The sequence below is a fragment of the Flavobacterium lipolyticum genome (genome assembly GCF_020905335.1).
In the GTDB taxonomy this organism is placed as follows: domain Bacteria; phylum Bacteroidota; class Bacteroidia; order Flavobacteriales; family Flavobacteriaceae; genus Flavobacterium; species Flavobacterium lipolyticum.
In genome coordinates this window covers 1,620,592-1,635,815 of sequence record NZ_JAJJMN010000001.1, presented here as the reverse complement: position 1 = coordinate 1,635,815, position 15,224 = coordinate 1,620,592, and the positions used below count along the sequence as shown (strand labels likewise).

The following is a 15,224-nucleotide window of genomic DNA, read 5'->3' as shown; positions in this document are numbered from 1 at the left end:
CCTGTAAATGAATATTTGACAGCTATTTTCAAAAAACAAACACTCTAAAATCATATAATTTTAATTTTTTATGATTTTAGAGTGTTATTTAGTTTGATTTACTTTTAAAAATTAATCGGCTGCATATTTGTTATTCCAGTACAGCATCATCATCAATGTAACGATTACTGATGAAGCGATTCCTTCAAAAAGTAAGCAGATGCAATAAGTTGGTACCGAAGGATTTCCGCCAAACATAAAAGTTTCCGAAAGTGTTTTTACATAAGCATCTCCACCCCGGGCATAACTGTAAACGAGCAGTCCAAAAACACTTAAGGCTACACCCACTACAGAGGTAGCCATTGCTGAGACTGCATTTGATACAAAATTAGTTTCACCTTCATGAAGATTCATTCGCATGGTTTTATTCACGCCGTAAAATATAAAAAAGACATTTAGGGTTCGCAGATAGAATAAATGAGCTAAACCTAATACGTTCATCAATAAAAAGTAAATTCCAATTCCAAGGAAAATCAGAAAACCGTTGGTAATTTCTTTAGGTAATTTCATAATGGTTATTTTTAAAGAAGTTAATAGCAAATATTTGATAAACAGAGTTCTATGTCAAATTTACTAAAAAAATAACTACGATGATTTAAAAAGGGTAAAAAGTATGTCAGGCGACATTGTCCTAAAAAAGAAACGATGAATTTTTTATTGTAACACTTAGAAACATAGGTCTAAGTGTCCAAAAATGGGAAGCTAAGAAGGAAAGACTTTTTTTCTGGTTAAAATGATTTCAACTCAGAGGTTGAAAGCTATTCTAAATTTTGTTTAAAAATGCGAGAGCATTTTTTCTGTCCAGATGCAATTGTTCTTTTAACAAATCGACAGAGCCGAACTTTTGTTCTTCCCTCAGGTATTGTAATAACGAAACCTGAATTTTTTTACCATAAATATCGGCATCAAAATCAAAAAGATTCACTTCGATGGTTTGTTTTTGCCCGTCAACAGTTGGATTAAAACCAATGTTCATCATCCCCGAAACCTCTTTTTGATCGATCAAAACTTTTACGACGTATACGCCTGCTTTAGGAATCAGTTTATACTCATCATTAATTTCGATGTTAGCCGTTGGAAAACCAATAGTTCTTCCCAGCTGTTTTCCCTGAACAACTTCACCGGATAAAAAGTAGTGATAGCCCAGATAATCATTTGCCAAAGACATATTTCCTTCGCTGAGTGCTATTCTGATTTTGGTTGAACTTACAGAAACGTCCTGAATTTCCTGAGCGGAGATTTGCTCAACTTCAAAACCGTATTCATGACCGAAAGCGATTAAATCATCAATATTGGCCGTTCTGTTTCTGCCAAAGCGATGATCATGACCAATAATTATTTTCTGGATATGAAACTGATCTACCAAAATTGAATGTACAAACTCTTCAGCGGTTAGTCTGGAGAAACTTTCGTTAAAAGGATGAATGATCAGATTTTCGATTCCGGTTGCTTCCAGAAGCTTTGACTTTTCAGTGATGGTATTTAAAAGTTTTATTTCTGATTTTTCCTGCAGTACCATTCTTGGATGAGGAAAAAAGGTAAGCACTAAACTTTCATACTTTCCGTTTTCAGTGTTTTGGGTAATGCGTTCCAGAATTTTTTTATGGCCAATATGTACACCGTCAAAAGTTCCAAGAGTTAAAATTGTTTTCTTGGTTGACTGAAAATCGTTTATAGAATGAAAGAGCTTCAAAACAAATAATTTAAGATGGTGCAAATTTATACTATTCTATTTTAAATTTAATGCTAAGCGTAATTGATTTTTTACGCTCCAACTGTTAGTTTTTGTGAAAATAGGTCAGTCTATAATTTAAAACTGTATAATTGTCTCTAATAAGTGTAAGATTTTGATTTAATTCGCGTAATTTTGATATACTTTTATATTTAGAATATGAAAAAAAACCTACTTTTTTTATTTTTTACTTTTTGCTGTGCTGGTGTATATGCCCAAAATGATGGTTTGTGGCAAAAAGTTGATGCTGTTTCACTAAGCAAAAGAGGAGTTATGCCTCAATCAGGGCGATTGTACTATAAGCTGAATTCAGATTTTCTGAAGGCTAAACTTAGTGTTACTACTGCTAGAACAGCAAGAAATACTTCGACAGAAATTACATTCCCTAATGCCGGAGGTGTACTGGAACGTTTTTCAGTTTGGGAATCTTCTAATTTTGAGCCTGAGTTACAGGCAAAATATCCGGAAATCAGAGCTTATGAAGGACGCGGTTTAGACGACAAGACGGCGAAGATTTATTTTAGTGTAGCGCCAATTGGGGTTCAGACGATGGTACTTCGTACAGATAAGCCATCAGAATATATCGAGCAAAATCAGGAAGACAAATCGTCCTATGTTTTGTTTACCAAAAATGATGTAGCTTCAAAATCTCGCTTGACTTGTAAAACAACAGACGTATTAGCCAGTTCAAGTACTTCACCCAATACTGCAAAATCGGCAGCAAACAATAAAGTTTTCAAAACCTTTAGACTGGCACTGTCTTGTACAGGTGAATACACCGCTTATTTTGGAGGTACAAAAGCAGGTGCATTGGCAGGAATGAATGCTACTTTGGCGCGAGTAAATGCTGTTTTTAATAAAGACCTCGCTGTAAGAGTGGTATTAATTGCCAATAATGATGCTGTAATTTATACCAATGGGCTAACAGATCCTTATTCTAACCCAGATAGAGGAACCTCTAAAGATCCTTCAGATGGTAATGATTATTGGAGCAAAGAAGTTCAAAGCACTTTAACGAGTGTAATTGGAGAAGCTAATTATGATATCGGACATTTGTTTGGAGCGTCAGGAGGAGGAGGAAATGCAGGTTGCATTGGCTGTGTTTGCGATAGTCCGACACCGTCTGATGCAATGGGGAAGGGAAGTGCTTATACATCACCGTCTGACCAGAAACCGGAAGGTGATAGCTTTGATATTGATTTTGTTGCTCATGAAATGGGACATCAGTTTGGAGGATATCATACTTTTTCTTTTGATGGATCAGAAAGAACAGGCTTAAATGTTGAACCGGGAAGCGGATCAACTATAATGGGTTATGCAGGAGTGTCTAAGGGCTATGATGTTCAGAATCATTCAGACGATTATTTTGCTTACGCCAGCATTCTGCAAATCCAGAATACGTTGTCTGGAAAGAATTGTCCCGTTAGTACAGCCATAGCAAATAATCCTCCGGTAGTTGATGCCGGTGCAGATTATACAATTCCGATTAGTACACCGTTTATTTTAACCGGTACTGGTTCAGCTGTTACTGGTGTGACCTATACCTGGGAGCAATTGGATAGTGCGTCGGGATCATCAACTGCAAACAGCAATAGTACAGCCTATCCTGAAAAACCAAATGGACCTTTATTTAGGTCTGTACGTCCGGGGAATTCACTTGTTCGTTATATGCCCGACTTGAACACTGTACTTTTGAACAAGTTGACCACAACTTGGGAATCGGTTTCTTCTGTTGCAAGAACATTGCATTTTACCCTGACTGCAAGAGACAATGGTGCATCGGGAGTTGCACAGACGAATACTGATACAATGATTGCAACGGTCGTAACTAGTGCCGGACCATTTACGGTTACTTCGCAAAATACAGATGACGTTAGTTGGCCAATAGGATCGAACCAGACTATAACATGGGCAGTGAACAATACCAGTACACTACAGGGATCTTCGTCAGTAAATATCAAGCTATCAACAGATGGAGGTCTGACATTTCCAATAATTTTAGCCTCAAACACACCGAATGACGGTTCGCAAACCGTTCAGATTCCGACCAGTGTAACTGCTTCAACAAATTGCAGACTTAAGATTGAACCAACAGCAAATATTTATTATGCTTTAAATAGTAAGTCGTTTGCAGTGGGGTATACTTCAACGACAACTTGTGATTCTTATAGTTTCGGGAATGCTTTTGCTATTCCTTCCGGAAATTCCTTTACTTCTAAAACGGTAAATGTGCCGGCATCAACCGGGACAATTTCCGATGTAAATGTTTTGGTTAATGTAACACACGATAAGCTTTCAGATTTCGAATTGCAAATAGTAAATCCGCAGGGTACGGTGGTTAATTTATATAATCGTAACAGCTGTGGCGGAATAAATTCTACTTTGGCTCTTCAGTTTGACGATGCCGGAGTTGCTTTAGATTGTTCCAAAACTACAAGTCAGATTGTTGTTCCAATTGATTTATTGAGTGTGTTTAACGGTCAGGATCCTAAAGGAACCTGGAGTTTTAGAGTTCGAGATGCAGTTTCGGGTAATTTTGGAACTATAAATTCAGCTTCATTGAATATTTGCAATAAAGCATTTTTTTTAGGAGAGATTGATATTGAAAATGTAGCGTTTACTTTATACCCGAATCCGAACAGAGGAAATTTTACCATTCAGTTTACTAGTGATTCAATCAACAGAGTTCAGGTTTATGTACACGATATTCTTGGCAGACAAGTATATTTTAACTCTTTTGATAAAACGCCTTATTTTAATCAAAATATTCAATTAGCAGGAGCTACAGCAGGGATGTACCTGGTGACTGTAATAGAGGGGGAGCGCAGAACGGTTAAGAAAATAGTCCTATACTAGAGAAAAGATAAATTTTTGAAAAAAATCCAAATTTCAATAACTGTTGTTGTTGGAGTTTGGATTTTTTTGGATTGGAATTTTATCTTATGAATTTGCCATTGCCATACAGACAATGCTGATTTTGGCACCGGGAATTTTTTGTAAAGCTCTGGAACAGGCTTCAAGGGTAGCGCCCGTTGTCAATACATCGTCAACGATTAAAAAATGTTTGTTGTGATTTTCATTCGAAAATTTGACGTCGAAGATGTTTTCGATGCTTTCGGATCTTCCTAAAAGATTTTTTTTAGATTGGGTTTTTGAATATTTTTTTCGGTACAATAAGCCTGGGTCAAAAGGAATTGCCAGACTTTTAGATAAAGTGGTGCCAAAAGTAGTCACCTGATTATAACCTCGTTTTTTTAGTTTTTTGGGATGCAGTGGTACAGGAATGATTACATCAAAAGGAATTTTTAAACGTAATTCTTTTAAATCTTCGGCATACCAATTACCTAGAAAAGTCCCGATTTCTTCATGACCTTTGTATTTGAGATTATGGATCAGTTCCTGAACAATTCCTTTTTTGTTGAAATACAAAAATGCCGATGCATGCTGCATGTCGATTCTTCCATAAAATTTCTTCACAGCCTCATTTTTTGGATTCAAATGGTATTGAGTAAGAGGTAATTCGTGGCGACAACGGGTGCACAAAATAGTTTCACCACTAAGTAAAAGGGTGTGACATCCGACACAAACTTTAGGAAAAAAGAGGTTGATGAGATAATTAAACACAAATAGAAAGAATTTAGCTATAAAAATAACCAAATCATTGCTTCAAACTTTATTATTTTTCTTTTTTTTAAAAGTACTTTTTATATTTTTGCATCACTATGGCAAAACAAGAAGATTTATTTAAGAATGTGGTTTCGCACGCAAAAGAGTACGGATTTATTTTTCCGTCAAGCGAAGTATACGATGGATTAAGTGCAGTGTATGATTATGCACAAAATGGCGTCGAGTTAAAAAAGAATATTCGTGAATATTGGTGGAAATCAATGGTTCAGATGAATGAAAATATTGTCGGTTTGGATGCTGCAATATTAATGCACCCAACAATCTGGAAAGCTTCAGGCCACGTTGATGCATTTAATGACCCATTAATTGACAATAAAGATTCAAAGAAAAGATACAGAGCCGATGTTTTGGTAGAAGATTATGCTGAAAAACTTAATCTGAAAGCTAAAAAAGAAATTGAAAAAGCGAGTGCTCGTTTTGGAGATGCTTTTAATGAGCAGGAATTTGTTACTACAAATGCCCGTGTAATTGAATATCTGGCTAAAGAAAAAGAAATTAGAGAGCGTTTAGGACGTTCTTTAGGAAATGGAGATTTAGAAGACGTAAAAGCACTAATCGAAGAATTAGAAATTGCTGATCCTGAAACAGGTTCCAGAAACTGGACGGATGTGAAACAGTTCAATTTAATGTTCGGAACGAAGTTAGGAGCTTCTGCAGAGTCTGCAATGGATTTGTATTTGCGTCCCGAAACGGCTCAGGGTATTTTTGTGAATTTCCTTAATGTACAAAAATCGGGTCGTATGAAAGTTCCTTTTGGAATTGCTCAAACGGGTAAAGCGTTCAGAAATGAAATTGTTGCAAGACAATTTATTTTCCGTATGCGTGAATTTGAACAAATGGAAATGCAGTTTTTTGTACGTCCGGGTGAAGAAATGAAATGGTACGAACACTGGAAGACTACTCGTTTAAATTGGCACCTGTCTTTAGGTTTAGGAGAGCAAAACTATCGTTTTCACGATCATGAAAAGTTAGCACACTATGCAAATGCTGCTGCAGATATCGAGTTCAACTTCCCATTCGGATTTAAAGAATTAGAAGGGATTCACTCTCGTACAGATTTTGATTTAAAAGCACACGAAGAATATTCCGGTAGAAAATTGCAATATTTTGACCCTGAGTTGAATGAAAACTACGTGCCATATGTAGTGGAAACTTCTGTAGGTTTAGATCGTATGTTTCTGGCTGTTTTTGCCACTTCATTGCAAGAAGAAGTTTTAGAAGACGGATCAACAAGAACCGTATTGAAATTGCCGGCCGTTTTAGCTCCAACAAAAGCAGCTGTATTACCATTAATTAAAAGAGATGGTTTACCTGAGATTTCTAAAAAAATCATCGAAGATTTAAAATGGGATTTCAACGTAGCGTATGATGAAAAAGATGCAGTAGGTCGTCGATACAGAAGACAGGATGCACTTGGGACACCATTTTGTATTACTGTAGATCATCAAACGATTGAAGACGAAACTGTAACGATTCGTCACAGAGATACAATGAAACAAGATCGCGTTAAGATCTCTGAATTAAAAGACATCATCGAGAACGAGGTTTCAATGAAAAACTGGTTGATGAAAATGTAATATTTACGACATTTAGATATAAAAGCCCAAATTCCTTTAAGGAATTTGGGCTTTTTTAATACCGAATAGTGTATTTTGGCGATTATTTTTGCATTTCATCCTTTTGTGTTAACATTTGTTTGTAATATATTAACAATGAAATAGCAGAATAATTGAAATTTGTATTTTTAATTGCGAATAAATAGCGAAACAGGAGCCTTTTAAAAGGATCGATGAAATAAAAGTTTGTCGGGGGTTTAGGAAAAATCAACTAAAGTAAGATTGAAAAAGTATTCGTATATTATTATTGACGATGATGTGGAAAGTATTTTGAAAACCAGAACAATTGCTGAAGGTTTTTCAGAACTTACTTTTGTGGGATCGGCTGCGAATTATCAATCGGGATTGAATTTGGTTTTAGAGCATCGACCACACCTCATTTTGTTAGAAATAGATCCGAAAGACAGATCAAGCAATTTGTCACTTGCTTTTGTAAATGAACTTCATCGGTTCTTGTCGCTTATTCCTAAGATCATAATCACAACAACAAAAAAAGAGCTTGCTTTTGAGGCTATTCAGCATGGTGTTTTTGATTATATTTTAAAACCTGTTCTACGGATCGACTTGATGAAGACTATTCTGAAACTCGAAAAAGCATTTCCTGCAGATGATTCTGATGCCGTTGAGGAAGACAGTACGCCATTGAGTGAATTGTTTGCTGAACCGGCAAAAAGTGCGGAGCAGCCCCTTGTATTATGTGTGAAATCCTATGGAGATTATCGCTACATCAATTCCAATGATATTAGTTACTTTCAGGCAGATAATAATTCGACCGATATTTATTTGAATTCAGGCGAAATGATAACTGCTTTTAAAACCTTAAAGCACTTTGAGGGCGTATTGTCGCATCCTTTTATTAGGATTCATAACAGTTACATCATCAATCAAAATTATATTGCAAGAATCCATAGCGGGAACTCGACTTGTTATATCAGGAATTCCTCCAAAAAGATTCCTTTTTCGAAAACCTATAAATCAAATGTTGACTTAATTATTGCTGATTTCGCTATAGGGAATTATTTAGAAGTGTAAAAAATAAGCAACTACATTGATTTGCCCCTCATTGACTATCAATTGGGTACGATCTACCATAAACCTTTTTTTTCCTGTTATTTTTTTTAAATGTGTATTTAGTTTTACACCATGCATTCGCGCATAGCGATGATTTTTAAAACTAAAAAAAAACAACAAACATTTAATACCCTCAAATTATGAAAAAAGCAGCTTTAGTATTAGGAATATTTTCTTTAGTAATGGTTTCAACTTCTTTTTCTTCTCCTGAAGTTCCGAATAATTTATCTGCTTCGGCAGTATTTTTTGATGGATCTATTTTTGGTGGTGGAGCTACTAATCAGGGACGACAAAAAGCAGATGTTGCTTCATTAGTAAGTAATTTAAAATCAAATAGTAAGCAATTAAGTAGTTTTGCTTCAGATAGTCAATCAACAAGAATGACTGTAAAAGTAGACTAAGAGAAAAATACAAACGATAAGAAAAAGGCTGTCCATTACGGACAGCCTTTTTTTGTGTCTATACTTTTAGTATTTTTGGTAAAACTCTTATAACGATATTGAAAAATACTTCTCTAATATTATTCCTTTTTTGTTTTGTTTTTTTGGGTTGTAGCGAAAAGAATAAAGAACACAAACCTGATATTTTGCAAGAAGATAGTCTTGCTATTTACCTTTCGTTGGCAAAGGATATCAATCTGCCTCTTGAGTATAAAAAGAAATACAATACAAAAGCATTGATGATTATTACGAATCAGGAAGATGATTCGCTTAATAAAGTAAATCTTTTTAAAGTTGCCAACCGGTATTACAATATGAATGAATGGAAAGATTATCTTCAAACCACAAAATTCATTTTGAAACGATCGATAGACTCCGGAGATTCTGTTAATGTAGCTAAAGCGTACAGTTATTTAGGAGATTATTATGTGTCAAAATCGGTATCAGACAGTGCCTTTTTGAATTATTTTAAGGCCGAGAAAGTTTATTCAAAAATAAATGACAGGTACAATTTAGCTAAGACCTATTTGAACAAAGCGAATCTTCAGTTTAATGAAGGAGATTATTTTGAAAGTGAAATTAGTGTTTTTAAAGCGCTTCGGATCTTAAAGGAGGAAAAGAATGTCAATGATCTGCTTTATGATTGTTACAACTTATTGGGGTTGTTGTACAATGAACGGGAAGAGTTTAATAAGGCTCTTGAATTTCATAATAAAGCATTGGCGATTCTCACAGATAAATCAATCCCGGCTGAGTTTCAATTGAAAGCAACATCATTAAATAATATAGGTTTTGTCAATTTAAAGAAACATAACTACAAGATTGCAAAGTCATATTTTAAGGAAGCTTTGGAAGAGAAAAATTTGTACAAACAAAATGCAACATTGTACGCTATCATCTTAGATAACTTGGCTTATTCTAGATTTAAGTTAGAAGAGCCTGAGGAATTATCTACCCAGTTTTATAAATCATTGAAAATCAGAGATAGTCTTGGTCTTAAATCGGGGGTGGTTTTAAGTAAAATGCATTTGTCGGAATATTTTGCTTCCAAAAAAGATACTTTTAAAGCGATTCAATATTCAAAACAGGCTTTGATTTTGTCCCGTAGCTCAAATCAAATCAATAATGTTTTGGAAGTTCTGAGGCAAATTGCCGTTGTAGATCCTCAAAATGCGTCTGTTTATTCCGCAGAGTTTATTCAGTTAAACGACAAGATGCTTAAATTGGAGAGAAACATGGGGGAAAAATTTTCCAGAATACAATATGAAACCAGCGAAATAAAGAACCAAAATTCAAGTTTACAGGAGAAAAATAAAACCTTAATTTATGTTTTCAGTATTTGCACATTGATTGGTCTGTTTTTTTATGTTTATAAAACACAGCAGGCCAGACACAGGGAATTACTCTTTAAACAACAGCAGCAAGTTGCGAACGAAGACATCTATAATTTGATGATTTTGCAGCAAAATGACATTGAACAAACCCGAATTAAAGAAAAGAAAAAAGTAGCGCAGGATTTACACGATGGTGTGTTGGGAAGAATGTTTGGTGTGAGAATCAGTCTTGATAGTTTAGATAAAGTAGATGAGGGTGAGGCGGCTCCTAAGAGAAAAAAATACCTTGAGGAACTGAAAAAAATTGAAGAAGATATACGTGAGATTTCGCATGATTTAAACAGAGAAAAATCAGAATTAATTAATAATTTTATCGCGATTTTAAACAAATTGTTTGAGGATCAAAGAAACACCTATGAGGTAAAATTAATTAGTTCTTTTGATTCCAATATTAAATGGGAACTCGTGAGTAATAACGTAAAAATTAATTTATACAGAATTATTCAGGAAGCGCTTCAAAATTGCAATAAGTATGCGAAGGCGAGTACAATAGTGGTTGAATTCAAAAGTGAAGTCGACCATTTGGTTTTGTCAATTGCTGATGACGGAATCGGGTTTAATACCAAAACAACAAGAAAAGGTATAGGATTGCATAATATTCAATACAGAGCGACAGAATGTAAAGGCTCTGTTTTATTAAAATCGGCCAAAGGAGAAGGAACTCTTATGATAGTTAAAATTCCAATAGATCAAAAAATAAATCTACAGCATACATGACAATTGACCCCAATCCACAGGCTCCTCAATTAATTAGGAAAAACATTTTAATTGTTGACGATCACCCTTTTATTATTGAAGGATATAAGAATGCGATAACACGTTATAATCCTGATAAGTATCAGTTTTTTATTTTGCAGGCCCATGATTGTAAATCAGGGTATGATTTAATCGAAGATGCTCAGACTCCTGAATTTGATGTTGCTTTTTTAGATATCAGCATGCCTCCATACGAAGAAAAGAATATTTTTTCGGGTGAAGATCTGGCGAAATTACTTCTGAAGAAAATGCCAAAATGCAAAATAATTCTGTTAACAATGTATACCGAATTATTAAAAATTAAAACAATCATCAGAACCATTAGCCCCAATGGTTTAATTATCAAAAATGATCTCACTTTTGATGAATTGCTTTTTGCATTTGATAAAGTAATGAAAAGTGATAAATATTACAGCCAGTCCGTTCAGAAGATACTCAATCAATCGGCTCATAATTCTATTGAAATTGATGAGTTTGACAAGCAAATTTTATTTCACTTGTCAAAAGGAACTTCTGTAGCAGACATGCCGCAATACATTCCAATTTCTGTTAATGAAATCGAAAAGCGCAAAGCGGGTCTTAAAGAACTGCTTAAAGTGAGAAGCGGTTTTGATGAGGACCTGGTCAAAGAAGCGAAATGTAAAGGGCTTTTTTAGAAGGGGAAATTCCAAAAAAAAATCCAAATTCCAGGGATATTACCGGAATTTGGATTTTTTTTATTTCAGTCTCAGTCTCAGTCTCAGTCTCAGTTTTCAGTCTCAGTTTTCAGTCTCAGTTTTCAGTCTCAGTCTCAGTTCTCAGTTTCATTTTTACTAAAGACTGCGACCGGGAACTGCGACTGAAAACTGCGACTAAAAAACTACTCCGTCAGAGCATCCCAGCCACGGGCTTTCAGTGCAATTTTTGTATTGGCACGTGTTACCAGATGAACTCCTTCGCTTTCATCAGCCATGTGACCAATAATAGAGAAGTTAGGGTTGCCTTTTATTTTATCAAAATCATTAATATCGATGGTAAATAATAATTCATAATCTTCACCGCCATTTATAGCAACCGTTGTACTGTCGATATTGAATTCTTCACAGGTCGAAATGAATTGAGGGTCTAGCGGAAGTTTATCTTCATACAAATTACAACCCACTTTTGATTGTTTGCAGAGATGCATAATTTCAGAAGACAATCCGTCTGAAATATCAATCATCGCTGTAGGTTTAATTTCAAGTGCATGCAATAAAGTACGAACATCTTTTCGGGCCTCTGGTTTTAACTGGCGCTCGATCAAATAACTGTACATATCCAGATCCGGCTGGCTGTTAGGATTCACCTGAAAAACCTGTTTTTCACGCTCCAATACCTGCAATCCCATATAAGCTGCTCCTATGTCTCCGGTAACAACAAGTAAGTCGGTTTGTTTGGCACCATTTCGGTAAACAATTTCTTCTTCGTTAGCTTCACCAATTGCAGTGATGCTAATAATTAGTCCTTTTTGCGATGAGGTGGTATCACCACCAATAACATCTACTTTGTACTCTTTTGCAGCATGTGTAATGCCTTCAAATAATTCTTCTAAGGCTTCTAGTGGGAAACGATTAGAAACCGCCACAGAAACCGTTATTTGCGTTGGTTTTGCATTCATCGCACAAATGTCGGACAGGTTAACAACAACCGATTTGTAACCTAAATGTTTTAAAGGCATATACGCCAGGTCAAAATGTACGCCCTCAATTAATAAATCGGTGGAGACCACTACTTTTTTGTCCTTAAAATCAAGGACAGCGGCATCATCGCCTATACTTTTTAGGGTAGATTCCTGAGTGACATCAAAATTTTTGGTTAAATGGTCAATTAGGCCAAACTCGCCTAATTGTGCTATACTGGTACGTTGCGGATTTTTATCTTCGATCATTTTCTTTTAAGTTCCAAAGTTTGTAAGGGGCAAAGGTACAAAGGTTTTGTTTAATTTTTTGGATTGTCGTCTGCATTACTTTTTCATTATAGAGAGCTTTACCGGAAAAATAGATTTCGTTTATTTTCGATAGGATTCTTCCCCCCTTAAATTAGATAAACTCAAAAGGGAAGAAGCTGCTTCATCTGTGTTTTTACTGAGCAAATTTATTGTTTTGTTTTTTAGAGTTTGTTTATCAGTGATTTATGGCGTTGAATCTGAGCAAAATGTAATAAATTTGTGCGTCCTGCTGTTAGAAAAGAAAATATTTTTAAAATTTTATTTTCCTGCTGACAAACTGTTGTCACCGACCCTCAATACTTTTGAAGTATCAAATAATTAAAACTTTAAAATTATGAAAACATTAGCAGCTCAAGTAATTACTCCAGAAGATTTATTGATACACTGGCAAGGACACCGTAAGCTTACACGTAACCTTATTGAAAAATTTCCGGAGAAAGATTTTTTCGAATTTTCAATTGGAGGAATGCGAACTTTCGCCAAGTTGACCGATGAGCTTTTAGCTATCGCAGTTCCGGGTATTAAAGGAATTGTAAACAGAGAAGTGAAGCCATTTTCAGAAGAAGCAACAGAGAAACTGATTTTCAAAGCGCAATATCTTGAAAAATGGGATGAAGCAACAGCTGAAATAAATGAACTCTGGCAAAAATTATCGATCGAAGACTTTAGTGAAAATTTTAACCTTTTTGGTCAGTATGAATTTCCGATATATCAGAACATACTGTATTTTATTGACAATGAAGTACACCACCGCGGACAAGGATATGTGTATTTAAGAGCTTTAAATATAGAACCTCCATTTTTCTGGGAAAGATAATCGTAACCGGAAGTATTTGATAAATTTTATTCTAATATAAATCGAACACTATGAGTTTTAAAAAAATCATGACCAATTATGCCGCTTATAATTTATGGGTAAATCAACAATTTGTGAATTGGCTTTCGGCAAAAACCGATGAATTGCTGCATAAAGAAGTTCTTTCAAGCTATCCAAGCATTATTAAAACGCTACATCATATTTGGGAAACCGAGGAATATTGGTTTTCGGTAATAACTGAAACTCCCCAGCCCGAAAGAAGAGCGAGTACTGATTTAAACAAGGATGAAATATTTGAAGGTTTATTGAGTACCTCCACAAAATTAGCTGCATTTATCACATCATTATCAGACGAACAGTTATTGAAAACAATCAAAATTGAAAATCCATGGTTTCAGTGCGAACAGCCTGTAAGCGACTACTTGCTGCAGGTGGTGAATCACGGAACGTATCACCGAGGACAAATTGTAACCATTGGAAGAAATGTTGGTATTACTGATGCTTCTAACACCGATTATAATTTTTACAATGTGGTAAAAGAGAAACACTAGATTTGAAAAACTCCTAAGGATGATATTTCGCCTTTAGGAGTTTTTTTTATAGCAGTCTTTTACGGTTGATTTCCAGTAATTCCAGTGTTTTGGCCTTGAGTATTTCAGGTTCCAGAATCGTAGCGTAATCTCCATACATTAGAAACCATCGCGGAAATGAGTTTTCGATATCGCGTGACATAAAAGTCATTTCTATTTTTCCGTCTACTTCTTTTTCTGAAATGAATCCGTGGTACTTTTTTTCGGTACCCAGGTAACGGGCGATTTTTTTGTCAACTAAAATTCGGACTTTTGTTGTTGGACAAGTTTCTGTTTTTTTGATATAAGTTTCTAAAGCATCGTGTTCGATCGTAAAATCAGAATCTGTTTTTCGAATACCCTGGATTCTGTCTGTTCTAAATTGACGATAGTCTTGTCGTAAATGACAATATCCTAAAAAATACCAGTTGTTGTTATCGTGAAAAACACCCACAGGTTCTATGTTTCTTTGCGTAGCCGTATCAGTTTCGTAGGTTTTGTACGAAAGTAAAAGCTGTTTTTTCTCTGCAATACCTTCAAAAAGAAGTGCTAAAGTATTTGGCGAATTATCATTAAACATCGGTTCGGAAGTGTTCATTATAACCCGCGATTCGATATTGGACAGCCAGTCTTTATCGGTACTTTTTAAAACAGATTTCAGTTTGTACATGGCCGAAGCATAATGAGCTCCAAGCGAAGGATCGGTAAATTTCTGCATGAGTTTTTCGGCAGCAATAAAGCTGCTTACTTCTTCGCGTGTAAACATAACGGGAGGTAATCTGTAACCGTCCATTAACGCATAACCCACTCCGGCTTCACTGTAAATAGGGACTCCTGAAGCTTCCAGCGTTCGAATGTCTCTATAAATCGTTCGTAAACTACAATCAAAACGATCGGCCAATTCCTGAGCTTTTACAATTTTTTTGGATTGTAATTGGATGAGGATGGCGATAATTCGGTCAAATCGTTTTGGAGTTTCGTCCATTTTTTCTAGGTTCAAAGGTTCAGAGGTTCAAAGTTACAAAGGTTTGATGTTTAAAGAAATAAAAAGCTGTTCCAAATTGAGACAGATTGCTTTTGTTTTGCGTCTGCGATATAATGTGCTCATAAGGTTATTGTTGAAATATAAAATAACAG

The 15,224-nt window shown here is 35.3% G+C and carries 13 protein-coding genes; 8 read left to right on the top strand and 5 right to left on the bottom strand.

Translation table 11 applies throughout. The features are described from left to right. Window positions 1–111: 111 nt before the first annotated feature. Both LNQ34_RS07320 and LNQ34_RS07315 read right to left on the bottom strand, forming a co-directional pair. A complete protein-coding gene (locus tag LNQ34_RS07320; RefSeq protein WP_017497388.1) occupies window positions 112–549 on the bottom strand; it encodes a hypothetical protein in 438 nt (145 codons plus the stop codon). A 253-nt stretch (window positions 550–802) separates the two neighbouring features. After that, the gene (locus LNQ34_RS07315) at window positions 803–1,732 is read right to left on the bottom strand and encodes a bifunctional riboflavin kinase/FAD synthetase (protein WP_202700462.1); all 930 of its coding nucleotides are present in this window, start codon (window positions 1,730–1,732) and stop codon (window positions 803–805) included. 198 nt (window positions 1,733–1,930) lie between these two features. Between LNQ34_RS07315 and LNQ34_RS07310 the strand changes: the two genes are divergently transcribed. Beyond that, window positions 1,931–4,627, top strand: a complete 2,697-nt coding sequence (locus tag LNQ34_RS07310) for a zinc-dependent metalloprotease (protein ID WP_229999080.1) — start codon at window positions 1,931–1,933, stop codon at window positions 4,625–4,627. 84 nt (window positions 4,628–4,711) lie between these two features. Here LNQ34_RS07310 and LNQ34_RS07305 read toward each other — a convergent pair whose 3' ends face one another. Then, window positions 4,712–5,395 (bottom strand): ComF family protein, encoded by a 684-nt coding sequence (locus tag LNQ34_RS07305; protein WP_202700464.1) that lies wholly within the window; start codon window positions 5,393–5,395, stop codon window positions 4,712–4,714. A 98-nt stretch (window positions 5,396–5,493) separates the two neighbouring features. Here LNQ34_RS07305 and LNQ34_RS07300 point away from each other — a divergent pair, with 98 nt between their 5' ends. From LNQ34_RS07300 to LNQ34_RS07280, 5 genes are all read left to right on the top strand, one after another. After that, entirely contained in the window at window positions 5,494–7,035 is a 1,542-nt protein-coding gene (locus LNQ34_RS07300) for a glycine--tRNA ligase (protein ID WP_229999079.1), read from the top strand. 261 nt (window positions 7,036–7,296) lie between these two features. Next, on the top strand, window positions 7,297–8,106 hold the full coding sequence (locus tag LNQ34_RS07295; RefSeq protein WP_229999078.1) for a LytR/AlgR family response regulator transcription factor: 810 nt from the start codon (window positions 7,297–7,299) through the stop codon (window positions 8,104–8,106). 179 nt (window positions 8,107–8,285) lie between these two features. Beyond that, window positions 8,286–8,546: a hypothetical protein gene (locus LNQ34_RS07290; RefSeq protein WP_229999077.1), complete on the top strand. Its 261-nt coding sequence runs from the start codon at window positions 8,286–8,288 to the stop codon at window positions 8,544–8,546. Window positions 8,547–8,731: 185 nt separating this feature from the next. After that, entirely contained in the window at window positions 8,732–10,696 is a 1,965-nt protein-coding gene (locus tag LNQ34_RS07285; RefSeq protein ID WP_229999076.1) for a tetratricopeptide repeat-containing sensor histidine kinase, read from the top strand. Further along, the gene (locus LNQ34_RS07280; protein ID WP_202700468.1) at window positions 10,693–11,391 is read left to right on the top strand and encodes a response regulator; all 699 of its coding nucleotides are present in this window, start codon (window positions 10,693–10,695) and stop codon (window positions 11,389–11,391) included. Before LNQ34_RS07285 ends, LNQ34_RS07280 begins: the two co-directional genes overlap by 4 nt. A gap of 203 nt (window positions 11,392–11,594) precedes the next feature. On the opposite strand, the gene thiL is transcribed toward LNQ34_RS07280, so the two are convergent. Next, entirely contained in the window at window positions 11,595–12,641 is a 1,047-nt protein-coding gene (thiL, locus tag LNQ34_RS07275; protein WP_173965104.1) for a thiamine-phosphate kinase, read from the bottom strand. Between the two features lie 394 nt (window positions 12,642–13,035). Between thiL and LNQ34_RS07270 the strand changes: the two genes are divergently transcribed. Together LNQ34_RS07270 and LNQ34_RS07265 are read left to right on the top strand one after the other, a co-directional pair. Further along, window positions 13,036–13,518 carry a DinB family protein gene (locus LNQ34_RS07270; protein ID WP_202700490.1) on the top strand — a complete coding sequence of 161 codons (483 nt, stop codon included), beginning with the start codon at window positions 13,036–13,038 and terminating at the stop codon, window positions 13,516–13,518. Window positions 13,519–13,568: 50 nt separating this feature from the next. After that, window positions 13,569–14,069: a DinB family protein gene (locus tag LNQ34_RS07265; protein ID WP_229999075.1), complete on the top strand. Its 501-nt coding sequence runs from the start codon at window positions 13,569–13,571 to the stop codon at window positions 14,067–14,069. Between the two features lie 46 nt (window positions 14,070–14,115). Here LNQ34_RS07265 and LNQ34_RS07260 read toward each other — a convergent pair whose 3' ends face one another. Then, the gene (locus LNQ34_RS07260; protein ID WP_230000583.1) at window positions 14,116–15,072 is read right to left on the bottom strand and encodes a helix-turn-helix transcriptional regulator; all 957 of its coding nucleotides are present in this window, start codon (window positions 15,070–15,072) and stop codon (window positions 14,116–14,118) included. Window positions 15,073–15,224 lie beyond the last annotated feature (152 nt).